Here is a 24,198-nt window from a genome sequence, read left to right as displayed (position 1 = left end):
GAATGGCGATTTTGAAGTATCGGTCCAATTGCCGGTTCCATTACACCAATGGAACCGTCATTTTTACAAGTGCATCCAAAAAGTTCAGCATCCGTGCATCGGAGCAGGTGTACCTGGAGATTCACCGGATGCTGGGCGAACTTGCCGACGGGGCGGATCAACATGAAATCATGGGACGCTATCCGCACTTCGGCAAACTGGTCGACCTCCTGGAAGACCAGGGGCTTCTCTATGAAATCGATGAACATCTCCTTACGCAGCATAGGGACAAGGCTTATTTCCGGATTGTCGAGACTGAAGCAAGTGACGTGACAAAGGCACTCGGAGCCATTTCCGATGCCAAAATCACGGTCTCCCCCGACTTTTTTGCAGGCGGGGAACTGTCCGGCCTGCTGTTTGAAAACGGTCTTGCGATCGGGATTGCCGGAAAAAACACGGAGAATGATGTCACCATCCTGTCCGCCGGGGACACCCGGCAGGTCAATGTCTCAGCGAGTCCTGAAGGCGGGGTGGCAGTCGCAGGCGCAGAAAGACGGATGATCCGTCACTTGGGTCCCGGGAAAGTCGGGAGCGGGACGGTCTCGGCGGAACTGATCGCCCCGTTCGTGTTCTTCAGCGTCATCCTGAGAGTTATCGGGAAGGCACCCGAAGTATTCAGCGTCAATGAAGAATTCGAAGTCAGCCGGAAAACGTTGTATGAACCCGCAGCCGGACTTCCGGAAGAATTCCGGCAGGTCAGTGAAGATCCGATTGCAGCTTTAAATAAACTGGAGCAATTTATCGGCCGGTACAGTTCACGGATCCTGTCGGTCAACGGAAATCCGGAATATGACGACTACCGGCAGCTTCCGCTTCAGATCATGACCGTCCAGTATGTGGACAGTGACGACACCGTCCGAAGCCTTTATTTCGCCGATATGGACTACGGGCGCCTGGCCTCCTTTGTGTCCCGGACGGCATTCCCGGAGATTCTTGAGCGGGCATACGGAAGCAGGACGGACTCCCCGAGGAGAGAAGGAGAAAACATTGCCGCGGAAATTCCCGAATCGGACACCATCCGGCAACTGATCAAAGAGAAGGAGATGAACCTGGAGTGGACTATCGTCGGGCTTCTGCCGGGCACGTACACCGTCCGGATTCACGACCGTGATGCCGACATCATGGCAGACTTCAGGATGCCATTGGAGATCGGCCAGATTCCTGTAGCGCTCTATACCTATGTGAGCGCGAGGGAAAACGGCATCGATGCAGAGTCTGCAGGATTTGAAAACATGGAATATGCACAGCAGTTTGAGGAGGTGAATGGATAATGGTCAAGTTACTGGATCAATGGGAAGACGCGGCAGATCTGCAAATGGGGGATCTTCCTGTTATTGCGACCCATCCGTTCATTTTTATCGGTCCCATCCGGCAATCCGGCAACTTCTGTCTGTCCTGCCTGGAGAGCCGGATCCAGGAGATGGAACTGGAAGATCATTATCTGAACGGAGAATGGGCCAAAGAGCCGGATAGGATCGAGCAACGGCTGATCAGTTCCTATGCATGGAAGCTGCAAAACATGGAGGTAATGGACGGGCTGTTCGCCCTGAACCGGAATACCAAGGAAGTGACACTGCTCTCGACCTACAAGCGCGGAGACTGCGCGGTCTGTTCTGGAGATGCCCCTGCCGAGTCACAGAATCAGATACAATCGGTCACTTTCAACCCGGACGATCCGCGCGAACACAATTGGGAAGACGTCAAGGCCCGTCTCCGGCGGCATGACAAACTGATCAGGGGCAGCCGCCTGTCGATCGTCAATCGCGAAAGCCGATCGGGCGACTCGTACGGCCTGCCGATGGTGGAGACGGAAGTTCATCACAACGGCATTTCCCTTCTTTCATACGGCCGCACCGCTACATATGGAAAGTCACGCCATACGTCTGTCCTCGAATCACTTGAGCGGTATGGGACGGCCTTTCCATACGGCCCGCCGGACGCAGAGCTGAAGGAAGGAGAAGAACAGAGAATCGGACTGACCCTGTCCGAGGTGATGGAATCGGCCCAAATGGATACCGGGGCCTATACACCGGAAAAGAGAATCCGCTACCGGGAAGCCGAAGAGCTGCACAGCGGTGACATGCAGCTGATTCCCGAGCAGGTGATTTACTTTGATTCCCATCATGTGTCGGGGGAACCCCGCTATCTGTTCGACAGTTCAAACGGCAGTGCACTCGGTTCGACCGTGAATGAGGCCAGTCTGTTTGCGATGCTGGAATTGTTTGAGCGTGATGCCTTCCTCAGCTCCTGGTACGGACAGATCCCGCCAGTCCGCATCAGGGAGTCCTCGATCGCCTCGAAAACGCTGAAAAGCTATTTGGTTGCGCTACAGAAAAAAGGAATCCGCGCCCATCTGTTCGATATCTCGATGGAACTGAAGATTCCGACCATCTGGGTGCTCCTGGAGAAAGAAGATGCAGGGGAAGAAGACATGGCGTTTTATACCGCAGCGGCGTCCTCATTTGATTTGGAAGACGCGATCGAGAAAGCGCTGATTGAAGCGACCACGGCCATATCGGTGTTCCAGAATGTGTTCAGGAAGCAGGAATTTCTGGAGCGGAAGGCGATGCTGCTGGAGAATCCGGAAGCGGTGAGCCGGCTTGAGGACCATCTCCTTCTTTACTCCAATCGGGAAGCGGAAACGTATCTCCGATTTGCGCTCGACACGCCGTATGAACAGACGATGGAAGAGTTGGATCAGGTGTATACCCGGTTCAGCGGAATGTATGGAGAAGTCGTTGATCAGTTCCATGAAATCGTCAAGAGCCTATCCGGTAAGGCATTCCGGGCGGTCACCAAAAACCCGAACCTCGACAGGATCGGCTTTGTCAATGTGAAGTACATCGTGCCGGAAATGCTGACGATGACATTCGGCCACCAGAACCGGAGGATCATCCGCAGCCGAGTGGAGAAGGCGATCCTGCTGAAAGGGCGCGGGCACCTCGACGAAGAATGGCTGAAACGGGTCCCGCATCCCTTCCCGTGAGGTGAGAACCATGGATGCTGCATATTTGGAAGCTTTCACGGACAGGCGGTTTGAACACTTTTCCCGAGGGGGCCTATCGCCGGATCCGGACCTGATCGGCGAGGCGGTCCGTTCCGGAATGCCGTCGAGTACTGCGCCGCAGGCAGAACGGCTGATGCGGTCGGTTTACGGATACACGGAGAAGATCCGACGGGTCGACCTTGCGAGCCGGTACCCGTTTCATCCGCTCGTGCCGGGCGCCCGGAATATGAGGACAGCCAAAATCCTGGTAATGACTGGAGGTCTGATCCATGCCTATGACCCGTTCAGGGACCGCGTGATGGATATCGGTCCGGCAGAAGATGACGCCGGCCGGGTTGTTCTCATGACGGATGACCGCAGGCTCCAGCTGTATTACGGTGAGTTTTCCCGGATGCTGTCCGCCCTGAACGCAGGGCATGCGTTATTTAACCTTGAATTTGCGTTGCGGCAGGCGGGATGCGGATACCGGTATGCACCGGTAGGCAGCTCCGCCGAAACCGCTCGTTTCACCGGTGTCCATATACGTCCGCGTGTGGTTCTCCGCCTCGGACCCGGAAAGGACACGGACCGGGGACAACTCGCGGCGGTGCCTGATGCATGGCTTTCCGCCGTGAACAAAAGGCATTTCATAAACCGGACAGCGGACCAGAGAGGAGAAGGGGACGTATTCTTCCGCCGGAAGCTGGCAAAGCGCCCGTTCGACAGCCTGATGAAGCTTGCAGGCCCGGTGCTGGAGAAAACCGGAATCCGGATGCTGATCGCAGTGAATGATGTAGCAGGTCTTTCGCCGGGCTATTACGGGCTGGAAGACAGCTGCCTCGTCTGGGCCGGAACGTTCCAGGGAGGGCGGGAGGATCAGCGTCTGCTCACGGAATACCATGAGTATTCGAATTTCCACGGGTTCAACTTCTGGGTCTTTATGGCGTTCAGCAAAAAGGGGGCCGGGGCGGATGCAGAGCCGATGTTCATGGAGATGGGACGGCTGATGCAGCTGATCTCCATTTTCATGGCAGGAGAAAACTGTGCCGTCCGCTGCCTGAAAAACTATGATGATGCGTATGTCAGAAGCAGAACCGGCCTGCCGGAAGATATGGCCATCGGATACTCGGCCATCGTGTTCCCGGACCGGAACCAGGCGGTATCGGTCCGGATACCGGAAGGCCGTTAAGTAAAAATGGGGGGAGAGCAATGTGGCATTCCAAGCACCTGTTTATTCATGATTTTGGTCTGATTGACCGTTTTCTCAGCAGCCATCTGTTCAGTGTGATTGACGCGGCAACACCGGATCAGTGGTTCTTTATCCGCTATTGGCAGGGCGGGCCGCATATCCGGCTGCGCTACCGTTTTGATGATCCTGCCAGAAAAAAGAGTTTTGATGGCCTGCTGTCGGAGCGGCTGCAAGTGTTCGAAAAGGATCATGAGGGTCATCCCTTCAGAGAAGTCAGCTATGACGGGCGGATTGTGGAACTCGAGGGCGTGAGCGACCTGGACATCTATCCGAATTTCAGCATCCGGGATATCCCGTATCAGCCGGAGTGGCAACGCTACGGAGGTCAGGAGGCCATGGCCTATTCGGAACAACTTTTCCACAGATCATCCGAGATGGCCAAAACGATCATCGACTCGCTTGAATGGCCTAAACGGTACGTGGTGGCGTTCGATCTGATGCAATACAGTTTCGGGGTAGCTGAGAAGATGGGAATGACCCGATCGGAGGAAGAGTTCTTCTCGTCGTATCACAGAGTCTGGGAGTCGTTCGGTGCCGGCCCGCAGCATGAGGGTGTCCGGAAAGCGCTGGAAAAGCGGATGGTCAAGAATCGGGACCGTCTGGAGGTGCCGGACGTTTACCGGGATTATCTGGTTGCACTTGAAACTGCAATGGAAAGGATTCTGGAAACCCAGAACACCTACCGGGCGGAAAACATTCATTACCTCATGGTTTCCCATATCCATATGCTGAACAACCGGCTCGGCATCTCTCCGGAAAACGAGTATTTTCTGTCTGGTATCTTTCTCGGCAAAGGCGTAGCGACGGTATGAAACTGTGGGATTTCAAAGTCGGCTATGACCGGCTTTTCCAGGACTATCATCGCCTGTCCATCAATGATCCGGTTTATACGAGCATGCAGGTGTACAAGCATACTGACCGGATTCCCGAGCCGGTGGAAGGGGCTGTGCACCACCCGATCGACTATGTCCCGGACCTCACTCAGGGCTTCGAGTCTGCTCTGATGCAGCGGCATACGTGGCCGTATCCGTTTCCCAACGAACGAGCCATAGACCTGCCGCTGATCGCCCGATTTACCCAGCTGGCATTTATCGGCCATGACCGTGAGGGAAGGGCCTATCCGTCCGGGGGTGCCCGTTATTATGTCAAGATCCATATGCTGTTCAACGAAACCAGGGTGGCAGAGTCTCTCGGAAGGTGGAATGTCTGTCAGGTGGACGCTGACCGGGGACTTCTGGCGGGACGGAAAAGTGTCCCGTGGAGCCGGATCGAACAGGCTTATATCCAGAAGGAAAGTGCCGCCAGCGCACAGTTCGCTATTGTCCTGACGGCCGATCTGGACTCCATTTCAGCCAAGTATCCGGATATCTCTTACAAACTGGTGCAGCAGGAAGCCGGCCATATCGGCCAGAACATCCAGCTCGTGGCAAATTACCTGGGTGTCCGCTCGCTGCCGCTTGGGGGATTTTATGATGTGCCTCTCGCACAGATCATCGGAACAGGGGACGACGTGCTGTATTCATTCTTACTAGGGTAGGTGATCGGAATGTTCATCGTGAGACCGGCCGTCGGCCTCTATGACAGAGGCGGGCTGGTAACCGCAGAAAACAGCGAAAAGGGAACAGTGGAAGCGGCTGTCCGAAAAGGGGAACTGAACTTTCTCCGGTTCAGCACACTACTGAACCAGGGCTTTTCATCAAATGCTGCCGAACAATCAAGGGAATACGCCTATGCAAAAGCATTCTTGAACAAATTTCCCGGCCTGTTTATGGAGTTGCGGTCGGAAAGGGAACGGGCGATGCTTGCGGCCGCCAGATCGGATCTGGAGGTGTTCAGGAATCTGTTTCTGACCGGGCAGCCGTTTGGGAGGATTGAGCAGACGATAAAAAATTTCGCAAGTCATGGCAGCGGGTTCAGAATCTGGTTTGCGGCGGATCCGGAGCGGTTTCCGCAACTGAGGACAATGCTCGGGAAAATCCCGTATCTGCAGGTCGATACCAAGAAAAGAAACGGGAGATACCATGCGGCGATTGTGGAAAGCACCAATCCTATGGATAGGGAAGAGGTCCGGGCAGCTGCCGAACGGGTGCTTTTCGTGGATCTTACCCGGAGCCGGATGGAAGTGGGGCCGCTGATCGTGACGGACCGTTTCCGGATGCCTGAGCCGCAGGAGGCTGCTCCTGATCCACCGCAGGAAGGTCCCGGCGAGGCGGCCCTTCTGTACTTCTTTATCCGCCGGATTCTGTTCGCCGTGCTGTTCGGACTGGAAGAAGACCTCTCGGAAGATGTCGGACTCCCGCTCCGGAGCAGGCTGACCATCGACAGGATTTCACTGGAAGGCAGGGCGGAAGCGGTAGTCACCAGTCCGCTTGAAATGAACACACCGGTACTGCACCGGATGGCGGGATCTTGAAATCAGGTCCCGCTCTATTTAGCCACTGATGCCTTCTTCGTAACCCGTTCAGTTTGGTGGTGCAAACAATCGAATTAGCACCGGGAATAGCAGAGGTTTTATCAAGACATTAACATCTTTATTAGCACCCAGATGGGTGCTTTTTTTATGGGCTATGTTTAAAGAAATGCACATAAAAATGAGCTGGGAAATGTATCTCCAAGCTCATTGTATTTTGATGTCCATTTACTAAAGCACCCGTTAGGAATAGCAGTTTAATGGTATCGAAACCATACAAACCATCCTTTTTCCTTACTTTTAGCTAAGAATATTTGACCTTGGGCTAAGTCAGCTCCAGGTGCTTTGGGGAAATCTAAGCGTATAAGCCATGACTTTTCAGCAATTTCTTTGCCACAAAAGGTTTTAGCCATTCCAAAATAGTCTTCTTCTATTTTATTGCCAACTGTTTTAGGGAAAGGTTTGGCAGTTACTACATTCCACTTAGTATACAGGTCAGGTAAAACATCTAATCCAGTTCCATAAGTTTTTGGTATTAAAGTATTTAACGCTTCTATTACCTCTTTTTTATCCTTAAGCGATGTGTTCTCTAATTCACTTAATACAGGACAACTTTTTGGCTGTGCATAAGCTTCAAATGATGCCAAAGTAAAAAAAGATATGATTAAAATCAGTACATACATTTTTTTCAAGATAAATTCACCTCTTTTCTCGTTACTATCTCCATTATGAAAAGAATTATTAATACGTTTCAGCAACGTTTTTGCAGTCGTTTTAGCACGATTTTAATTTTTGTACGTTCGTCAAAACACATGCTAATTAAAGTGTTAAAAGCATTGTCAGAAGAGATCAACCCATCATACCAACAAAAAAAGACCTCCGAAATTGTTGCTAATTCGGGGTCTGATTCCTTTGTTATTTCTTGTTTTGCACCACTTAACTGAACGAGTTTGCCTTCTTCGGAAGGCATTTTTATTTTGGAACCCACTTTTTTCAAATTAATTCCGCTAATGGCTTGCAACGTATTCAAATACCAGTGTACTATGTAACTAATACACCGGTACACAATGCAGTTTGAAGGAGTGGAGTTTTGATGGGCCGATGGAAAGGGCTCTTGTGGAAAGAGTGGGTTCTGGCGCGTCTCGGGATGGCGTTCCTGGTACTCGGCACCGTGCTCAGCATCGGGGTGGTACCGTTTGTGCTGAAGCATTACGTGTTTCCTGAAGTCCCGGTGATGAATATTGCGTTCATCATCATGGGTTTCTGGGTTCTGGCGTTCAGCTATATGCCGGTGGTCAGTCTGATTGCAAGCCTGCAGGCGGACATGAAACGGCCTGATGTCTGGCTGCATTCCCCCGCACCGTCCTATGTTCTGGTCGGCGCCAAGGCGGTTTTTACCGTGCTCATGACCGTGGCATCCATGCTGTTCCTCTTCGCGGTACTGGCACTGGCCAATGGGTTGATTTACCTGCTCGGCGGGTCTGGCCTTCCTGAGGGCGTGCCGATTGGATGGTACATGGGATTCTTTGCTGAGGTCGGGGCGGTTTCGCTGTTTCTCGGGATCATGCAGATGGTTCTTGGCTTCCTGTTCTGGACCATTTATCAGTGGCTGAAGAAATACACGAAAATTGGCGCGGTCATCCTAACAGGCGTGCTGGTCGGGGCAACGTTCTATGTGTTTCAGAAAGTGGCCCGGTGGGAGCCGTATGAGAAGCTCTCCGGATACGGGGAAATTCCGCTTACCTATACGGAACGGATGAACGAGGTCAATGACTGGGCGCTGGAAATCACGGGAAGCCTCGCTGCGAGCGGTGTCGGGCTTGCCGTGATCGAGGCGATTCTCCTCGCAATGCTCGCCATCTATATCTTCAACCGGAAGGTGGCGCGATGAATGAGTTTTGATTTCCTGCCGGATAAGCCGATCTACCAGCAGCTGATCGACCGGATCACGGGCGACCTGATCCGCGGCGCCCTGCAGCCGGGCGAGAAGCTGCCTTCGGTAAGAGAATACGCGGTCGAGGCCGGCGTCAATGCCAATACGATGCAACGTGTCTATAAGGAGCTGGAGGGGATGGGCATTACCGAAACCAAGCGGGGCCAGGGGACGTTCGTCACGGAGAACGCGGAACGGCTCGGACAGCTGAGAGAGGAGAAGAAATCGCAGCTCATCGATGACTTTATCCGGAACATCGAGGCGCTCGGCTTCACGGAAGAAGAGATTGCAGAATCCATGACGAGGAGGAGACAGCGATGATCGAGATCAGACAGGTGGCCCGGTCATTCGGCCGCCGACGGGCGCTGGACGGCGTGACCGCGACTTTCGGACAGGGAAAGATCATCGGCCTGGCGGGAGAAAACGGCAGCGGAAAGTCGACACTCCTGAAAATCATGGCGGGTGTCATGGGGGCGGACTCGGGGGAGGTCCTCCTGAAGGGGCAGCCGGTCACCCGACGATCAGCCGGCCGGCAGATCGCCTACATGGCAGACGCCGACCTGTACTATCCTTACTTCACAACCGATGAGCTGCTCCGCTTCCAGCAGTCACAGTACCCGGACTTTTCGATGGAAAAAGCACTTGAAGCAGCGGAATTTCTGAACATCGACAGAAAAACCCGGCTGAAAAACCTGTCAAAAGGAAACCGCGGACGGGCCAAGATCGTAGCAACATTAGGAAGGGAAGCAAATGTCTACCTTCTCGACGAACCATTCTCCGGACTTGACCCGATGGTCCGGGAGTCCATCGTGAAGGGTCTGATCCGATTCACCGACCCGGAGCGGCAGACCGTCATCATGTCAACGCACGAACTGCATGACGTCGCCCCGCTCCTCGATGAAATCGCCGTACTGAAAAATGGGCGGATCGCCGCCCATGATGCTGTGGAAGACATCCGGGTGGCGCAGCCGGGCGGCCTGTCCGCATACATGCGCACACTCTACGAAAAGGGACGTGAACCGGTTGGCAAACCAAACTGAGCCAATAGTGGAACTGAAGCACCTTTCGAAGACGATACGCGGCAAGAAAATTATCGATGACCTGAACCTCCAGCTGTATCCGGGCCAGGTGACCGGTTTCCTCGGACCGAACGGTGCGGGAAAGACGACGACCATCCGCATGATGGCAGGGCTGATGAAGCCGACATCCGGCGAGGTGTTCGTCGCGGGCAAGTCCGTTCAGAACGAGTTCGAGGCTGCCATGTCCAACGTCGGCGTCATCGTCGAAAACCCGGAAATGTACAAATACATGACCGGCTACAAGAACCTCGTCCACTTTGCCCGCATGCACAAGGGCCTCACAAAGGACCGGATCATGGAAGTGGTCCGCCAGGTGGGGCTCGAAAACCGGATCCATGAGAAAGTCGGCACGTATTCACTCGGCATGCGCCAGCGCCTCGGACTCGCCCAGGCGCTCCTGCACGACCCGAAGTTCCTGATCCTCGATGAACCGACAAACGGCCTCGACCCGGCCGGTATCCGGGAGTTCCGGACATATCTCAGGAGCCTCGCGGAAAAAGCGGGTGTCTCAATCTTCGTCTCGAGCCACCTGCTGTCCGAGATCGAGCTCATGTGCGACCGGATCGCCGTCATCCAGAACGGCAAGCTGATCGACATCCGGGAGATGAAGGACGAAGGCCGCCCGCACCATTACATCGAGGCCCTGCCGGCAAAACAGCTCAGGGCGATCCTCGAATCAAAAGGCTACGAGCCCGCTGAATCCGAAGCCGGGTTCATCATCGAAGAGGGAGTCGAGCGGATACCGGAACTCGTGAAAAGCGTGGTTGCCGGGGGGCTGGACCTGTATGCCGTCCGCCCGCACCGGAAGACGCTTGAAGACGAATTCATCGAATTGACGGGAGGCGGACAGATTGCTGAAACTGTTGCAAAATGAATGGATGAAGCTGTGGAACAAAAAAGCGACATGGGTCATGGCCATCCTTCTCGTCGTCGGCGTGGCCGGCATGCTCGGACTGACCAAATGGATCTCAACAATGGAGGGGAACCGGGCGGAAAGCGGAGGTGTCTCGGTCGAAGGCCAGGCGGAAGCACCGGACTGGCGCAAGCAGGCGGAGGCTGAGCGGGAGGGAATCTCCGCGCAGCTGGCCGACCCGGAGCTCTCTTCCTCCCGTGAGGCGGAGCTGAAAGAAGACCTCCAGATCGTGGATTACCGCCTGGCAGAAGATGTTGAGCCGCACGGCAATTACAGCCGGCAGCAAATGATCAAAGACTCTTCCGGCATCGCCACATTCGCAATGCTGTTCGCCATCATCGTCGCGGCAGGTATCGTTGCCACGGAATTTTCGGACGGGACGATTAAGATGCTGCTTGCACGCCCGGTCAGGCGGTGGAAGATACTGACCTCGAAATTCACGGCCACCGCATTGTTCGGTGCGTTGCTCACATTGGCCGGCTTCGTGGTTTCGATCGTCATGTCCTACATTCTGTTTTCCCCTGACGGAGGAACGGAGCTTGTGGTGAGGGGCGGTGAAGTGGCCGAAATCTCGGTCTGGACTCCGGCGATCTCCCACCTGCTGCTTGCGTTCGTAAACATCATTGTCTACACAACGTTTGCCTTCATGATCGGCAGCGTATTCCGTTCCGGAGCCCTCGCCATCGGCCTGTCACTGTTCATCTTCTTTACCGGCAGCACGGTTTCGGGGCTGCTGAGCCGTTATGAAATCGCCAAGTATCTGTTCTTCTCCCACGACCTCGTAGCGCTGGCACAGGGCATGACGCTCATCAAAGATGTGACCCTCCCATTTGCGGCAGCGGTGCTGGGGGCATACGCCATCGTGTTCCTGTTAGTCAGCTATCTGGTTTTCTCAAAGCGGGACGTCACTGCATGAATCACTTGCCCCTCCACAAATTGGAGAGGGCATTTTTTGTGGCTTCATGGAACCACAACGGGGCAGGATGCGTTACAATGGAAGGATGATTCTATTTTGCTTCCTACATCAGGGAAGTGTCAGGTTAGAGGGTAATATGATGAAAAAAATCGCAATTATCGACTCGGGGAGCGGCGGACTGACCGTTGCCAACGTGCTGTTTGACCGGCTTCCCGATGAACGGATCATATATGTAGGCGATCATGGAAATTGTCCCTACGGGAACAAGAGCCCCGAAAAGATCAAAGAACTCGTATTCGGCGTGATCCGCTTTCTGGAGCAGTTTGAGCTCAAGATGCTCATTGTTGCATGCAACACGGCATCGGCGCTGATGCTGGACGAGCTGAAAGCAAGGGTGGACGTCCCCGTCATTGGGGTCATCGAGCCGGGCGCCAGGATGGCGGCACATGCAACGATGAACCGGCAGATCGGCGTCATCGCCACCCAGAGGACAGTTGAATCCCATATGTACCGCAAGATCATCCAGGAAAACAGAGAAGGCCTGGACATCCATGAACAGGCCTGCCCGAAACTGGTCTCTTATCTCGAAAACGAAGACACTCCGGAGGATGCGATCACGGAAGCCCTGGAAGAGTACCTGGCACCGCTCCGCAAAGAGCAGGTGGATACACTTGTGATGGGCTGTACTCACTATCCGCTTGCCGAACAGCAGATCCGCCGTGTGTGGGGCAGTGATGTGAACCTGGTTGACCCGGCCCGCGAGACGGTTGCACAGGCTGAAGAGGTGCTCAGAAAGAGCGGCGATCTGGCAGCAGCGTCCCAGGGGGAACACCTTTTCTGCACAACGGGTGACGTTCCTGATTTTGAGGAAAAAGTGAGGAAATGGACAACGATCTCCAGGCCTGTTGTCCGGCTTGCGAAGACCGGCACATAAGGATTTGACGTCATTACAAAAAAGAAGGGAGGCTTCCGGAATCGGACAGAAGAACAGAAAGAATCACCCTGCCGCTCTTGCAGGCAAAGTCGCCGGCTTGGTAATCGCCGGGCTGGTGGCAGCCGGGGTGTGGACCTTTATCCAGCGCGAGCTCGATTTCCGCGAAGAACTGGAGACGCGCCCGCTTCCGGAAGGCCTCCATCCGGTGGTCGGGGAGAAGGCAGAGGAACTTGCCGACCTTGCGGCGGAGCAGGGTATCCGCATCGAAATCACGGACGGCTTCCGCTCCCATGAGGAGCAGGACCAGATATACGCACAGGGGCGCACCACGGACGGCCCTGTCGTCACCCATGCAAGGGGAGGCCAGTCATACCACAACTACGGTCTTGCGATCGATTATGCGATTCGCACGACGGAAGGCCGTCTGATCTGGGATACCGGATATGATGGCAACGGCAACGGCAAAAGCGATTGGTTCGAGGTCGCGGATATCGCCAAAAAGCTCGGATTTGAATGGGGCGGCGACTGGAGCGGCTTCAAGGACTATCCGCATCTGCAGATGACGTTCGGACTATCGACCTCGGAGCTCAACGCCGGCTGGCGGCCGGAGGACACCGACAGATATGAAGCCCTGTCTGGGGAAAACGAATAGAAAAGGGACTGTTCCGCAAACCGGCGTGGGCCGATGCGCGGAACAGTCCCTTTTTTAAAGTCGGTATCAGTCGTTGCTGCCCGTGAAAGTCAGGACGAGGCCTGCAATCGTACCGATCGCGATGAATCCGAATAAAATAGCCAGGATGATAACGAACCACATGTCAGTCTCCACTCCTTTGCAGGCAATTCAGCTTCATTATATCATCGGCCCGCGAGTCCGGCAATGAGCGGCTGGCTTGAGGATGTCCGGAATGGGTAAACTGTCGAAAGGATGACATTTTTTAAAGGAGTGAACCATCATGGACTGCCGTTCCGACGAGGAGTTGTACCAGCTCGTGCAAGAGTCGAGAGTACATACGATAGAGGGGAAGGTCATCGACTATATTCCAGCACTGGCCAAGGCGGATCTGAGCTCGCTTTCCGTTGCCATGGCGTTCCCGGATGGAAGTTGCTATTCCGCCGGAGACGTCGAGACAAAATCGACGCTCCAGAGTATCTCGAAGGTGCTTGCGCTCGCACTTGCCCTCCTTGACAACGGAGAAGAATACGTTTTCCAGCGCGTCGGCATGGAACCGACGGGAGACCCGTTCAACTCGATCATCAAACTCGAGACCATCGCTCCTCACAAGCCGCTCAACCCGATGATCAACGCCGGTGCCCTGGCTGTTTCTTCGATGATCAAGGGCGAAAGCGTCGAGGAGCGGCTTGGCAGGCTGATCCAGCTGACCGAACTCATCATCGGTGAGGAAGGCATCGGCTACAACGAGGAAGTGGCCCAGTCCGAACTTGAAACGGCCGACCTGAACCGCTCGATGGCCTACTACCTGAAACAGCATTGCGTCATCGAGGAAGAAGTGGATACGGTCATCGAGCTCTACACGAAGCAGTGCGCGATTGAAATGAACTGTGTCGACCTTGCCAAAGTTGGCCTGCTTCTGGCGATGGACGGCAAGCACCCGACCACCGGCGAGATGATCCTGCCGCCGCGTGTCGCCAGCATCTGCAAAACCTTCATGGTCACCTGCGGCATGTACAATGCTTCCGGAGAATTCGCCATCCGTGTCGGTGTCCCGGCAAAATCCGGCGTCTCGGGCGGCATCATGGCGTCCGTCCCGCAACGCTGCGGCATCGGCATCTTCGGTCCCGCCCTCGACGACCGCGGCAACAGTGTCGCCGGCTGGGACCTGATGGAGAAAATGTCCAAAAAATACGACCTCAGCATGTTCTGAGAAACCGAAAAACGGCTGCTACCGCCCAAAAACAAAGGCGGAAGACAGCCGTTTTTCCTCGTTTCCAAAAGAAAAACCAAAAAAACCGTCGATATGCGTAAGTGCATATTTCTGTTGATAAAAAATGTGTAGAGTAGTAGACAGGAAAGATTCAAGCCTGCACGGGATTCAGATACTCGCCTTTCTTCGTCTCCAAAATCTTCTTGTAGTAGTCGAGTCCTAATAACTCGAAGAAGAAGCGGGCCTTTTGATAACTTGATTGGATCTCTCCAAACGGGCTGCCAAGCTCTTCAAGTATTTGTGCTCGCTGATAATGGAGCTGGCCGAGGATAGACATGTCGCGGTATTTGATCGATAGTCCTATAGCTTCATCTGTAGTCGATAAAGCTTCTTGATATTCCTTTAGGACAAATTGAGTTTTCCCTACATTGTAAAGAATGGTTATCCGCATTTTGTCATATTCCTCTGCTGCAACTTGTTCTTGGAGAATTTCTTTAAAGATTTTCATGCCTTCCTCATGTTTACTATTCTCAGCGAGGATGATAGCAATGGCATTCTTGATCCGGGTTTTTAGCAAAACATCCATACCGATAACTTCTACGTCTGTCAGCCGATACAGTTCTGTGACGCAGTACCGGTAATCATGTTTCTTAAGGTAATAGAGACTTACGTAATAATAGGACTCTAAGTAAGTTTTAAGCTCGGGATGGAGGAATCTTCCGTTGTTTAACAATTCCTGGGTGTATCGGTATAGCCCTTCATAATCCTTTTTGGATGAAAAGGATTTTACATCATCCAGCATCTTTTCCTTAGCCTCAAAGTCATCATGAATGAGTACCTCAAAGAAATATGAAAGCGGCAATCGAAGTTTGACTGAAATAGCCTGGAGTGTATCGATGCTCGGATACGAGTCACCTTTCTCCAGTCGGCTGATCTCGGATTGATTGCAGATGCCGTCTGCCAGTTGTTTTTGGGTCATTTTGCGGATTTTACGCCATTTCCGGATTTCCATTCCGAGGCGAACCTGATTCATTGTCCATCACCCTTTTGGCAAATGGTCCAGTCGGATACCGGCTGTCCTATCTCTATAGTAACGGAAAATTTCCGCAGTTTGTCAACATTATACGAAAATATGTTTGCTGTTCAAGCCACGAAGAAAGGATTGAGGAAGCATGAACCTGAAACTGAACCGAATTAAAACTTCCGTCCACTTATCAGAAGTTGCCATTGCGCAGGTGCATGATCTGCCGGCTTCAGTTATCGACTCCCTCGTCCTGTCCGCTTCGATGAGCTTGGTCCAGCGGCTTTCCCGTCACCAGGCGGCTGTTTCGGAAGCCTGGAATTCCGTCGAAGGGGTCTTGGAGCGGGCCGGGTTGCAGACTGTTGAAGAACTGGAACAGAACATCCCCGGGCTGAGCGACAGTGACTGGGAGATCGTGCAATTGTGGGTGAAGAGAAAAACGGAATTGGATAATGCTCTGGAACGGTTCAAACTGATCTATCGGATGGGAAGGGAACAGGCGGATGCCAAGTTATTCGGTATGACGAAAATTCCATCTCTTCAACGAAAAGTTGTTCTAAAGCACCCGGAGTTGCTTAACGCCGATATCGGAATGCGAGAAGAAACGTCAGAAGCTCTTCTTGTGCATCTGCTCCACTCCACCGTGGAAAGCGGCGAATCCGGCACGACAGAGGTCCGCTTCCGCTTGGGAGAACAGTCCACAACCGATGAATTTGCAGAGGATTATCCTCAGGTACGCATCCGGCAGCCACTTGTTGACCGGTGGACACAAGCAATGGCACTTGATCACAGCCTGAATGAAGGCTTTACATTCAGAGTGAACGACGGGCTCATCTGTCAGGAAGGGAAGGCCGGACTGTTGGTTGCAGACGGCATTGAAGTCGGCGGCACTCCGACTGTTCATGAGTATGTCTATCCCGTTGAGGGCAAGGCTGCAGGACATCTGAAAAAAGGAACCGCCAGAAGAAAGAAAGACTGGATTCGATCGCTGAAAAGATCCGGCGGGAAGGCAAAGTTTGAAGAGTTGCTGTCAAAAGAGATTCTGGTTCCGATCTTGCCGGAAAAGCAGGCAGAAATGTGCCCGCTTCAGGGGCTCGCTTCATTGGTTGCAAGGATTGATTCTCCAGAAGCCAGGCGGCTCCGCAGATGCTTTCTTCTCCTAGAACAGTTGCTTGGCCAGATGGAGAGTGGCACCCCGGCTTCTTTACCGGCATTGCGGAATAGAGCAGCCTGCACGGTAGAGAGAATTCATGGAATCCTGCCGATCCGCCTCAGTGGACGGCTGGCGGCAGGCGATTGGTTCACGGAGCATCAGTCTTGCAATGAAAAACCGATCGGACTTCCTGAATCCATCCGAGAAGACCTGGAGGTTTACGCGAATGATCCGGGAGTCACCGTTATCCGGTCAAGTATAGCGGATACAATGACCGCATGGTTTGCGGATAAGTACGGCCGCGGGGGTGAATGCGGCGATGTGCTGGGATTCCTCTCCTATTGCGAATCCCGTCTGGGGGCAGCAGAGGAAGCCGGAATTGCCGAGAAGGATGCTCAACTGGCTGCAAGCGGAGCAGGGATGCAAAAGCCGGCAGGCCCTTCCGAGATGGTTCCGCACGGCACACTGTCCTTCCGGGTGGCTGCCCGTTCCGAGCAGGCCATGAAGCGGGGTGATTACCAGATCCTTGCCGAGTGCCGGCAGGGAGGGGTAGCGTCTGAGGATGAAAAGTGGATCCGGGAGCTGCTTCCGGATGCCGAGCCGCTCTGGTTCTCTTACGGGTCCGGTTGGACGGGTGCTTCAAGACGATATAACGGGCGGCAGCTGCTCTGGCCGACTGACCGCCAGTACGCCGGAAGAGGCGGCCACTTCCTGACACTTCCAGATCTCAGAATCGTCCATGATCAGGAGTCTGACACTCTGGTCATTGTGGGTCCCGAGGGAACCCCCGTTGCTCCTGTCTATACTGGTAAAATACCGGTTCATCAGCTGCCGGTTGGCGTCCGGCTGTTTCTTAAGCTGTCCAATCCATGGACATACGTCAAGAAAGGTGGGAGCGGCAGGAAGAGTCAGGGATATTCTCCGAGGCAGACAGAGGGCAGGGTAGTCACGTTACCTGCGGAGTGGCGAATTCCTTCTGTGGATGTACCGTTGCAGGAAATTGGGGAATCGGAATCTGACTATTACCTCCGCCTCCATGACTGGCGGGTACGGAACGGAATACCGCAAGAGGCCATGTTTGCAGTTGTCGATTCGAAATTCCCGACTGCAGCCTGCAGTGACGGAAAGGAAAGGTATGTCCATTTTGGAAGCCCGAGACTCATCGGGCGATTGAAGGGGTCTCTTGCAGAGAAGGATTTGCTGATTTTGACAGAAGTGTTTCCGGAGCGCGGCGCGCATGCCATCGGGCGCTCGGGCCAGCCTTGTGTCACAGAGTTCCGGGTAGCTGTAAAGTGGGCTTGAATGGAGGGTGAACATGCAGCTAGAAAAAGAATGGCACACGTACCGGTTCTATCCGAAATATGAATATCAATTGGATGAGGTGGTCCATCAGATTGTCATGCCGCTGACGTCTGATCTGACGGGAGAAGTCCACTACTACTATTACCTTCGCCGTGAAGATCATCATGGCCATCACATCATGGCTGGCTTCCAACTATCAGATGAGGAGGCCGAGCGGCTGCGTTTTCGCATCCGACATGACTGCAACCTTTTGCTTCAATCAATGGACGATGAAAAACCAAAGCTGCGGAGAAGGCAGCTGCCGTCCGAAAATACGGCCAGGCAGCAGCCTGCCGTCCGGCCGTATAAACGGGAGCCGGTGTTTGGAGAAAATCCTGCCGCAGGCATAGTCTGGCCGGACCTGCTTCTGAAACGATCAACAGATATTGCATTTCTTATCATTGAAAATGAGCTCCTTGGAGGGGCGGATCGTGCGGCAGCGGTGACACTTATGATGCACCAGGCGATCCGTTCGGGCCTATGCAGCACCGATGCAGCCATCCGGTTCCTGGAGAAGTATGCGGCGCATTGCATCCAGACTTGTGCGGACCCGGATCTTGCGGAAAGCCTGGACCGTGCCGTGGCAATGAACGAACGGGAATTCCGCAACCAGTGGACGCGGTCGCTTAACAACGTCCATCTTCTCCGGACAATTCGCCCGTTTATTGAAGAATTGGCGTCTGTCCGTCATCAGGTGGAGGACCAGCTGATTCCTTCACCTCCTTTTGAGGAGTTTCTGTTCCATTACCTGCACGATACGAACAACCGGCTGGGCATAAGCCATGAGGAAGAGGCATACATCGCAAAACTGCTACATAAGTCACTTGAGAAAAGTTCAAAATATGCATAATTGCATATTTACACTGAATCTTTCATGCTATACTGAACTAAATCACACGGAAGGATGGATGGAAAGATGAAGAAAAAGCTTTTCATGGCCCTGGCTATGAGTGTGTGTGCGTTTGGTCTCGTAATGAGCGGCGTCAACCCGATGACTGACCTGCCATACGAGTTGGTCACAAGATAATAATTTATAAATTTCAACCCGCTCCCAATGGAAATACCATAGAGGAGCGGGTTTCTTTTGTTTGTTCAGTTCGTTTTCTGTTCCTTCAGCAGGTCGCGAATTTCGCGCAGCAGTTCTTCCTTCACGTCAAGTTCTTCTTCGGTTTCCTCGACGACTTCTTCCTCTTTTTGGCGTTTCAGTTTCATGAGGATGCGCAGGGCCAGGAAGATGGCAAAAGCGATAATGAGGAAGTCGAAGACATTCTGAAGAAAAATGCCGTAGGTAACTTCTGCTTTGCCGACGGTCAGTTTCAGTCCTGTGAAGTCGATGCCGCCGACCAGGATGCCGATCAGCGGGGTGATGATATTCTCAACAAGGGATGAGACGATCTTGCCGAAGGCGGCGCCGATGACGACGGCGACAGCCAGGTCGATGATGTTCCCCTTGAAAGCAAATTCCCTAAAGTCTTTCCACATGTTTTTCATTCCTTAATAGTTAGAATACCGCCGTATAATGCCTCGCGCCCCAGTGTAGCCTAATTAGATTAGGAATGGAAGGGGCAACTGAACCCTTTTCAATTTTCAACAGGGCAGAAAATACCTGTCCGCGGTCGAGTGAATTCTGTTGTGCCGAATGAATCTGTTCGCATATAATGAGAACAAACGTTCTTATTGGAGGCGGAGAAGATGCACGGACTGTTGATGAAGTGTATGAAGCGGCACCAGCTGGCCGACATGATCTATATCGGGTCGGACGGGAGCATTACGAAACGGCGTGTACGCCTGATGCGCCTCCGTCAGGACTGCGTAACCGCATATTGCTTCCTCAGGCAGGAGCGGCGCACGTTCAAGATTGACCGAATTTTGTCTGTTCGGCCGGTGTATGGCCATGAGAAGCAACCGGGATAATAAAGAGAGGACTTTTTCGCCGGTTATGGGGCTTCAGACCTCTGCCGGACTTATGTAGGATGTGCCTTTGTAACCGTTTTCATTGATTTTGGAGGAAAGCCCGCAGGACTGGACGAATCCCCTTGATGAACAAAGTCGAAGAGGGGGAATGGATGTATGAAGAAAAGCAGGTTTGCGGCACTGACGCTGTCGGCGTCATTGTTGCTCTCGGGTGTGGTGATGATGCCGGCCGACTTCGGCGGGCAGGCCACCGCAGAGGCGGCGAAGCCTGGTAATCCGGCGGCGTTTGACCAGAAGGTGATTTCAAGGATTGATGCGGAGCGCATCTATTCGGATGTGCATCACCTGAGCGAAACGATCGGGCCCCGCGTCGCAGGAACCGCGGAGGAGCGGGAAGCTGCATCCCTGATCAGGGAGCGGCTGGAGTCATACGGATATGAGATCGAGGTCCAGGAGTTCAGCATCCCGGATACGATGACCGGGCACCTGGCTACGTCGAATGGGGACGAAGTGGAAGCATCCTTCCCGTCCGGAGCCGCGGAGACGCCTGAGGAAGGGCTCACTGCGCAGCTTTACGATGCGGGCTTCGGCCATCCGGGCGACTACACGGAAGAAGCGGCAGGAAAGATCGCCCTGATCAGCCGTGGCGAACTCCCGTTCCGAGCAAAGATTGACAATGCCGCTGCGGCTGGTGCCGTGGGTGTGATCATCTATGACAACAGTGTGGCGTCCGGGCCGCCGAACATGAGCATCGGCGAGGATGCGCCGCTTCCTGTTGCGGGCATCAAAAAGGTTTCCGGAGAAGCGCTTCTTGAAGACGTCGTGGCCACGGGCGGTACGGTCACCCTGAAAGTGGACGCCATTACCGGACAGACATCCCAGAACGTCATTGCGACACGTGGGCCGAAGCATGTAAGCAATCCGGACATCGTCCATGTGTCTGCACACTTTGACAGCGTGCCGCTGGCGCCGGGTGCGAGTGACAATGCAACCGGGACGGCAACCGCGCTCGAAATCGCCCGCGTACTGAAGAGCTATCCGATCGACAAGGAAGTACGCTTCGCCTTTGTCGGAGCGGAAGAGATCGGCCTGGTCGGTTCCGCTCATTACGTTTCCACTCTGACTGAAGATGAAGTGTCCCGCAGCATCGCGAACTTCAACATGGACATGGTCGGAACTTCGTGGGAAAATGCGACTGCCATCTTCATGAACACACTTGATGGCCAGCCGAACATCGTCACCGAGGCGGCGCTCTCTACTCAGGAAAGAATCGGCACACCATCCGAGCTGATCCTTTACCAGCGGGGCGCTTCGGATCATGTGAATTTCCATGAGGCAGGCATCCCTGCGGTGAACTTTATCCGGCGTGAGCCGGGAACGGCGGCACTTGAGCCGTATTACCACACACCCCAAGACACGATCGAATATGTCAGCCAGGAACGCCTGAAGGAAGCGGGCGACCTTGTCGGCGCAGCGCTCTACTCAGTCATCCGAAAAAACTAAATGATGCACAGAAGCCGTCCGGCCACCTGCCGGGCGGTTTTTCTTGTTCCGGTATTTTGTTTTACAAGATAGTTGACTGGAGTGACTCCAGACGCTATCATGGAAAACAAGATAGAGGTAGTTGGTTTAGCAAGGTACTGGAGGAGATCGGCATGACGACGAGCCAGATGCTGAAGGGGGTGCTGGAAGGGTGCCTCCTTGCCATCATCGGCAGGGGCGAAACGTACGGTTATGAGATGGTGGAGAAATTGGGGGAATACGGACTGACGATGGTGAGTGAGGGGAGCATTTATCCGGTGCTTCTTCGCATGCAGAAGGAAGGGCTGGTTATGACGGTCATGCGGCCATCGCCCAATGGGCCGAAGCGCAAGTATTACAAACTGACCCAGGCCGGTGAAGAGGAGCTGGAAGCATTCAAAAAACGCTGGAGCGTGATGGCGGGGGCCGTCGGAAATCTGCTGGAGGGGAGCGGAAAAGATGAAGCTGTCGAGGGAAAGTGAAGAATTCATCGCGAATGTCCGGATGTACCTGATGACATCGGGCAAGAACGAACGGGAGATCGATGAAGTCGCGGAGGAGCTGGAAGACCATCTGGCAGAGCTTGAGCACCGGGGGGAAAGTGTGGACCGGATCACAGGCGGATCGCCGAAGGAATACTTCGCGTCATTGGAACAGGAAATGGACAATGACTATGCCGGCTGGCTTAAATATGTGCCCGCATTTCTGCTGGCCTTTGCGGCTTTTGCCGCCATGGGCCCGGCCATCCGGGGAATGTTTTCCCTCAATCTGCTTCAGCTGATCGGCTATCCGCTTGTCGCAGTGATTGTCGCCGTGCTTTACAGAAACATGTTCCGCAAGATGGCCGCCGGTCAATGGAGCAACAGAAAGCTGTTCTTAGCGGGCGGCGGACTGTCGATGCTGTCCGTTTTTCTGTTCGTCGGTGTGCTTCTGGCGAGCTCCTTGATCATGGACCCGTTCTACACGGCAGGACGGACCGGAAATCTGGCGGTCATCGTGCTGTCGGTCGTGGCATTTGCGGCGGCTGCAATGATGACCGGCTCGTGGCTCCTCATCACGATTGCGGTTGCGCTATTCCTGCCCGAGTGGCTGATTCTTTCCATGCCGTTCCAGGAGGAGGCGAAGATGGTGGCATCGGCCTTCATCCCGTTTATCGCTGTCGCCCTGGTCATCGCAGCACATCTGTTTTATGAAAGGCGCAAGATTGATCGTGCATAAAAACCCTGCAGTCCCTCCGCTTATGCGGTCAGGCTGCCGGGTTTTTGTTTTATTGCCGCAGTTTCCGGTCTGATGACCTGCGTACGTGCGGCCAGGTCATACACGGACTGCTTTTTCTTCGTGAGAAACGGAGCGGCAATATAGGCACCGATCAAAGCGTAGATCAATCCGCCAATCACCATGTAGCTGACCGGCACCGGATCATCCCCGAGCCACATGAGCCGGTAGACGAGGAAGTGGGAAAGCTCCCACGGCATAAATTTCAGCGCGGTCCTCGCGGCGGAATGCAGGAAGGAAAGGGGACGTCCGTTCAGGTCCCTGACCCGGATACTGGTGATGCGCTTGCCGTATGAGCCGCCGCCGATTCGAGAATCTGCCAAGGTGAAGTAGAGGGAGACGGGCACCGTGATCAAGAGGAATCCCGACAGCTGCGCCAATCCCGGGGCCCCCGTGAACAGCTGCTGGATCGGAGGAAACAGGAAGACACTGAAAATAGCAAGAATCAGCATATAAGCGAGAATCAGCAGGTAATCAAACAGAAATGCCTTCATCCGGACGGGGAAGCCTGCGTTCATCGAATCCGCTCCTTTTAAATGCGATAAAGCCGGCTCCCTATCGGAAACCGGCTTGTCCTCATCTTATTCAAATAGGGTGACGCCATATGCCTCCAGCACATATTTCGGCACGAAAAAGCGTGCCGTCATAAGCGGGTCGACGATCTGGCTGATCTGTGACTGTCCGGCAGCACTCATCATCATGGCAAGGTCGGCGACATCGAGGTCAGTTCTCGTCAGGAGGAAGTCCGCCATCTCTTCCACGGCCGCTTTTGCCGCTTCGTCCAGTGTCGGTTTCGAGACGAGGAACGTGATGCCGTCTTTGTTCTCGAGGAGCGGGTGCCGGAGTGCGCCTTCCTTCACGACTTCAAGCGTGACCGTGGCCTTGCCGGGCACTTCAATGCCGGAGACGCCGATTTCCCCGTCGCCCATTGCCGCATGGAAATCCCCGAGTGCAAACAGCGCGCCTTCTGCGAATACCGGGAAGTAGAGCGTAGCACCTTCGGTGATCAGTGTCGTATCCATGTTGCCGCCATGGGCGCCCGGTGTCCCGCACGGCACAGGTTCGCCTTCAGGCGCCACACCGATGACGCCGATCATTTTGTTGAGCGGAATTTTCAGCTTGTCGTCAAAGACGGCATAATCGCCCTCGACCGGGATGATCTTGGACGCCATCTCTTCCTGGCGGTGGCCGAGCACGCCGAGGTCAGGACCTGTCGCCATCACGCCCTGGCTACCGATCTCAAGCTTATCAATCTTCACTTTCAGCACATCGCCGGGCTGTGCCCCTTCCACAAAGATCGGTCCCGTCGCCGGATTGATCCGGTCCCAGTCGATTCCGCCGATTTTCGTCTCGGCTGATTGGACCTGGTTTTCAAAGCAGTCATAGGTTTCGATTTCGATCGTCGTTCCCGATGCCACGCGCTTGACCGGTTCGTGTGTTCGGTCGAATGCGTAGATCACATCATTGCATGCCAATGTTTCTGCCATCACCGATACCCCCTATTTATACTTGTGTTGCCAATAGTCTATCAATTGGCTCGTGTAAAAACCAGCAGGTCGTGATTCAGGGGGTATGGGGTGGTATCTCAACGGGGGCGAGGTGGTAACTCGGATGGTGTCAGGTGGTAACTC

26 protein-coding genes are annotated in these 24,198 nt (G+C 54.1%); 20 read left to right on the top strand and 6 right to left on the bottom strand.

The features are described from left to right. Positions 1-2 precede the first annotated feature (2 nt). The 6 genes from AV656_RS13350 to AV656_RS13325 are packed head-to-tail and all read left to right on the top strand — an operon-like array spanning position 3 to position 6,687. Positions 3-1,310, top strand: a complete 1,308-nt coding sequence (locus tag AV656_RS13350) for a hypothetical protein (protein WP_063182764.1) — start codon at positions 3-5, stop codon at positions 1,308-1,310. Continuing rightward, on the top strand, positions 1,310-3,025 hold the full coding sequence (locus AV656_RS13345; RefSeq protein ID WP_156484869.1) for a YcaO-like family protein: 1,716 nt from the start codon (positions 1,310-1,312) through the stop codon (positions 3,023-3,025). The genes AV656_RS13350 and AV656_RS13345 overlap by 1 nt, the downstream gene beginning before the upstream one ends. A 10-nt stretch (positions 3,026-3,035) precedes the next feature. Then, entirely contained in the window at positions 3,036-4,214 is a 1,179-nt protein-coding gene (locus AV656_RS13340) for a hypothetical protein (protein WP_063182762.1), read from the top strand. Positions 4,215-4,234: 20 nt separating this feature from the next. Next, a complete protein-coding gene (locus AV656_RS13335; protein ID WP_063182760.1) occupies positions 4,235-5,086 on the top strand; it encodes a thiopeptide-type bacteriocin biosynthesis protein in 852 nt (283 codons plus the stop codon). After that, on the top strand, positions 5,083-5,811 hold the full coding sequence (locus AV656_RS13330) for a nitroreductase family protein (RefSeq protein ID WP_063182758.1): 729 nt from the start codon (positions 5,083-5,085) through the stop codon (positions 5,809-5,811). The genes AV656_RS13335 and AV656_RS13330 overlap by 4 nt, the downstream gene beginning before the upstream one ends. Positions 5,812-5,820: 9 nt before the next feature. Next, a complete protein-coding gene (locus AV656_RS13325; protein WP_156484868.1) occupies positions 5,821-6,687 on the top strand; it encodes a hypothetical protein in 867 nt (288 codons plus the stop codon). Positions 6,688-6,941: 254 nt separating this feature from the next. Here the strand turns inward: AV656_RS13325 and AV656_RS13320 are convergent, their stop codons facing one another. Continuing rightward, positions 6,942-7,367 carry a hypothetical protein gene (locus tag AV656_RS13320; protein ID WP_156484877.1) on the bottom strand — a complete coding sequence of 142 codons (426 nt, stop codon included), beginning with the start codon at positions 7,365-7,367 and terminating at the stop codon, positions 6,942-6,944. A gap of 68 nt (positions 7,368-7,435) precedes the next feature. Continuing rightward, positions 7,436-7,681, bottom strand: coding sequence for a hypothetical protein (locus AV656_RS16420; RefSeq protein ID WP_156484867.1), 246 nt, complete (start codon positions 7,679-7,681; stop codon positions 7,436-7,438). Positions 7,682-7,777: 96 nt separating this feature from the next. On the opposite strand from AV656_RS16420, the gene AV656_RS13315 reads away from it, so the two are divergent. The 8 genes from AV656_RS13315 (at position 7,778) to glsA (ending at position 14,342) form a co-directional block, all read left to right on the top strand. Next, positions 7,778-8,575, top strand: a complete 798-nt coding sequence (locus AV656_RS13315) for a hypothetical protein (protein ID WP_063182755.1) — start codon at positions 7,778-7,780, stop codon at positions 8,573-8,575. Continuing rightward, positions 8,576-8,938 (top strand): GntR family transcriptional regulator, encoded by a 363-nt coding sequence (locus AV656_RS13310; RefSeq protein ID WP_063182754.1) that lies wholly within the window; start codon positions 8,576-8,578, stop codon positions 8,936-8,938. It abuts the gene before it with no gap. Continuing rightward, the gene (locus AV656_RS13305; RefSeq protein ID WP_063182753.1) at positions 8,935-9,657 is read left to right on the top strand and encodes an ATP-binding cassette domain-containing protein; all 723 of its coding nucleotides are present in this window, start codon (positions 8,935-8,937) and stop codon (positions 9,655-9,657) included. Before AV656_RS13310 ends, AV656_RS13305 begins: the two co-directional genes overlap by 4 nt. Then, positions 9,641-10,570 (top strand): ABC transporter ATP-binding protein, encoded by a 930-nt coding sequence (locus AV656_RS13300; protein ID WP_063182752.1) that lies wholly within the window; start codon positions 9,641-9,643, stop codon positions 10,568-10,570. The genes AV656_RS13305 and AV656_RS13300 overlap by 17 nt, the downstream gene beginning before the upstream one ends. Next, on the top strand, positions 10,548-11,525 hold the full coding sequence (locus AV656_RS13295) for an ABC transporter permease (protein WP_063182751.1): 978 nt from the start codon (positions 10,548-10,550) through the stop codon (positions 11,523-11,525). Before AV656_RS13300 ends, AV656_RS13295 begins: the two co-directional genes overlap by 23 nt. A gap of 139 nt (positions 11,526-11,664) precedes the next feature. Continuing rightward, positions 11,665-12,459 (top strand): glutamate racemase, encoded by a 795-nt coding sequence (murI, locus tag AV656_RS13290; RefSeq protein ID WP_063182749.1) that lies wholly within the window; start codon positions 11,665-11,667, stop codon positions 12,457-12,459. A 97-nt stretch (positions 12,460-12,556) separates the two neighbouring features. Continuing rightward, entirely contained in the window at positions 12,557-13,111 is a 555-nt protein-coding gene (locus AV656_RS13285) for a M15 family metallopeptidase (RefSeq protein WP_063183013.1), read from the top strand. Between the two features lie 301 nt (positions 13,112-13,412). Beyond that, the gene (gene glsA / locus AV656_RS13280; protein ID WP_063182747.1) at positions 13,413-14,342 is read left to right on the top strand and encodes a glutaminase A; all 930 of its coding nucleotides are present in this window, start codon (positions 13,413-13,415) and stop codon (positions 14,340-14,342) included. 151 nt (positions 14,343-14,493) lie between these two features. Here glsA and AV656_RS13275 read toward each other — a convergent pair whose 3' ends face one another. Beyond that, the gene (locus AV656_RS13275) at positions 14,494-15,375 is read right to left on the bottom strand and encodes a helix-turn-helix domain-containing protein (RefSeq protein ID WP_063182745.1); all 882 of its coding nucleotides are present in this window, start codon (positions 15,373-15,375) and stop codon (positions 14,494-14,496) included. 139 nt (positions 15,376-15,514) lie between these two features. Here AV656_RS13275 and AV656_RS13270 point away from each other — a divergent pair, with 139 nt between their 5' ends. Together AV656_RS13270 and AV656_RS13265 are read left to right on the top strand one after the other, a co-directional pair. Further along, positions 15,515-17,818 carry a hypothetical protein gene (locus AV656_RS13270; RefSeq protein ID WP_063182743.1) on the top strand — a complete coding sequence of 768 codons (2,304 nt, stop codon included), beginning with the start codon at positions 15,515-15,517 and terminating at the stop codon, positions 17,816-17,818. Positions 17,819-17,831: 13 nt separating this feature from the next. Further along, positions 17,832-18,707: a lantibiotic dehydratase C-terminal domain-containing protein gene (locus tag AV656_RS13265; RefSeq protein ID WP_063182741.1), complete on the top strand. Its 876-nt coding sequence runs from the start codon at positions 17,832-17,834 to the stop codon at positions 18,705-18,707. Positions 18,708-18,949: 242 nt separating this feature from the next. Here the strand turns inward: AV656_RS13265 and mscL are convergent, their stop codons facing one another. After that, entirely contained in the window at positions 18,950-19,339 is a 390-nt protein-coding gene (mscL, locus tag AV656_RS13260) for a large conductance mechanosensitive channel protein MscL (protein WP_063182739.1), read from the bottom strand. A gap of 210 nt (positions 19,340-19,549) precedes the next feature. Here mscL and AV656_RS13255 point away from each other — a divergent pair, with 210 nt between their 5' ends. From AV656_RS13255 to AV656_RS13240, 4 genes are all read left to right on the top strand, one after another. Beyond that, positions 19,550-19,771, top strand: a complete 222-nt coding sequence (locus AV656_RS13255) for a WYL domain-containing protein (RefSeq protein WP_063182737.1) — start codon at positions 19,550-19,552, stop codon at positions 19,769-19,771. Between the two features lie 156 nt (positions 19,772-19,927). Next, the gene (locus tag AV656_RS13250; protein WP_063182735.1) at positions 19,928-21,274 is read left to right on the top strand and encodes a M20/M25/M40 family metallo-hydrolase; all 1,347 of its coding nucleotides are present in this window, start codon (positions 19,928-19,930) and stop codon (positions 21,272-21,274) included. A gap of 152 nt (positions 21,275-21,426) precedes the next feature. Further along, complete coding sequence (locus tag AV656_RS13245) at positions 21,427-21,774, top strand: PadR family transcriptional regulator (protein ID WP_063182733.1); 348 nt, start codon at positions 21,427-21,429, stop codon at positions 21,772-21,774. Next, positions 21,752-22,510, top strand: a complete 759-nt coding sequence (locus AV656_RS13240) for an HAAS domain-containing protein (RefSeq protein ID WP_063182731.1) — start codon at positions 21,752-21,754, stop codon at positions 22,508-22,510. Before AV656_RS13245 ends, AV656_RS13240 begins: the two co-directional genes overlap by 23 nt. Positions 22,511-22,530: 20 nt before the next feature. Here AV656_RS13240 and AV656_RS13235 read toward each other — a convergent pair whose 3' ends face one another. Together AV656_RS13235 and AV656_RS13230 are read right to left on the bottom strand one after the other, a co-directional pair. Then, positions 22,531-23,085, bottom strand: coding sequence for an RDD family protein (locus tag AV656_RS13235; RefSeq protein ID WP_063182729.1), 555 nt, complete (start codon positions 23,083-23,085; stop codon positions 22,531-22,533). 63 nt (positions 23,086-23,148) lie between these two features. Continuing rightward, complete coding sequence (locus tag AV656_RS13230; protein WP_063182727.1) at positions 23,149-24,054, bottom strand: acetamidase/formamidase family protein; 906 nt, start codon at positions 24,052-24,054, stop codon at positions 23,149-23,151. Between the last annotated feature and the right edge of the window lie 144 nt (positions 24,055-24,198).

It is taken from the genome of Bhargavaea cecembensis, assembly GCF_001619585.1.
Classification (GTDB): domain Bacteria; phylum Bacillota; class Bacilli; order Bacillales_A; family Planococcaceae; genus Bhargavaea; species Bhargavaea cecembensis_A.
This window is presented reverse-complemented; position numbering and strand designations above follow the sequence as displayed.

Bases quoted from the DNA above. Each gene is read 5' to 3' on its own strand.
- murI (WP_063182749.1), top strand. From the start codon at position 11,665: ATGAAAAAAATCGCAATTATCGACTCGGGGAGCGGCGGACTGACCGTT.
- AV656_RS13250 (WP_063182735.1), top strand. From the start codon at position 19,928: ATGAAGAAAAGCAGGTTTGCGGCACTGACGCTGTCGGCGTCATTGTTG.
- AV656_RS13275 (WP_063182745.1), bottom strand. From the start codon at position 15,375: ATGAATCAGGTTCGCCTCGGAATGGAAATCCGGAAATGGCGTAAAATC.
- AV656_RS13305 (WP_063182753.1), top strand. From the start codon at position 8,935: ATGATCGAGATCAGACAGGTGGCCCGGTCATTCGGCCGCCGACGGGCG.
- AV656_RS13230 (WP_063182727.1), bottom strand. From the start codon at position 24,054: ATGGCAGAAACATTGGCATGCAATGATGTGATCTACGCATTCGACCGA.
- AV656_RS13255 (WP_063182737.1), top strand. From the start codon at position 19,550: ATGCACGGACTGTTGATGAAGTGTATGAAGCGGCACCAGCTGGCCGAC.
- AV656_RS13245 (WP_063182733.1), top strand. From the start codon at position 21,427: ATGACGACGAGCCAGATGCTGAAGGGGGTGCTGGAAGGGTGCCTCCTT.
- glsA (WP_063182747.1), top strand. From the start codon at position 13,413: ATGGACTGCCGTTCCGACGAGGAGTTGTACCAGCTCGTGCAAGAGTCG.
- AV656_RS13320 (WP_156484877.1), bottom strand. From the start codon at position 7,367: ATGTATGTACTGATTTTAATCATATCTTTTTTTACTTTGGCATCATTT.
- mscL (WP_063182739.1), bottom strand. From the start codon at position 19,339: ATGTGGAAAGACTTTAGGGAATTTGCTTTCAAGGGGAACATCATCGAC.
- AV656_RS13325 (WP_156484868.1), top strand. From the start codon at position 5,821: ATGTTCATCGTGAGACCGGCCGTCGGCCTCTATGACAGAGGCGGGCTG.
- AV656_RS13235 (WP_063182729.1), bottom strand. From the start codon at position 23,085: ATGAACGCAGGCTTCCCCGTCCGGATGAAGGCATTTCTGTTTGATTAC.
- AV656_RS13345 (WP_156484869.1), top strand. From the start codon at position 1,310: ATGGTCAAGTTACTGGATCAATGGGAAGACGCGGCAGATCTGCAAATG.
- AV656_RS13310 (WP_063182754.1), top strand. From the start codon at position 8,576: ATGAGTTTTGATTTCCTGCCGGATAAGCCGATCTACCAGCAGCTGATC.
- AV656_RS13340 (WP_063182762.1), top strand. From the start codon at position 3,036: ATGGATGCTGCATATTTGGAAGCTTTCACGGACAGGCGGTTTGAACAC.
- AV656_RS13265 (WP_063182741.1), top strand. From the start codon at position 17,832: ATGCAGCTAGAAAAAGAATGGCACACGTACCGGTTCTATCCGAAATAT.
- AV656_RS13270 (WP_063182743.1), top strand. From the start codon at position 15,515: ATGAACCTGAAACTGAACCGAATTAAAACTTCCGTCCACTTATCAGAA.
- AV656_RS13240 (WP_063182731.1), top strand. From the start codon at position 21,752: ATGAAGCTGTCGAGGGAAAGTGAAGAATTCATCGCGAATGTCCGGATG.
- AV656_RS13335 (WP_063182760.1), top strand. From the start codon at position 4,235: ATGTGGCATTCCAAGCACCTGTTTATTCATGATTTTGGTCTGATTGAC.
- AV656_RS13315 (WP_063182755.1), top strand. From the start codon at position 7,778: ATGGGCCGATGGAAAGGGCTCTTGTGGAAAGAGTGGGTTCTGGCGCGT.
- AV656_RS13330 (WP_063182758.1), top strand. From the start codon at position 5,083: ATGAAACTGTGGGATTTCAAAGTCGGCTATGACCGGCTTTTCCAGGAC.
- AV656_RS13350 (WP_063182764.1), top strand. From the start codon at position 3: ATGGCGATTTTGAAGTATCGGTCCAATTGCCGGTTCCATTACACCAAT.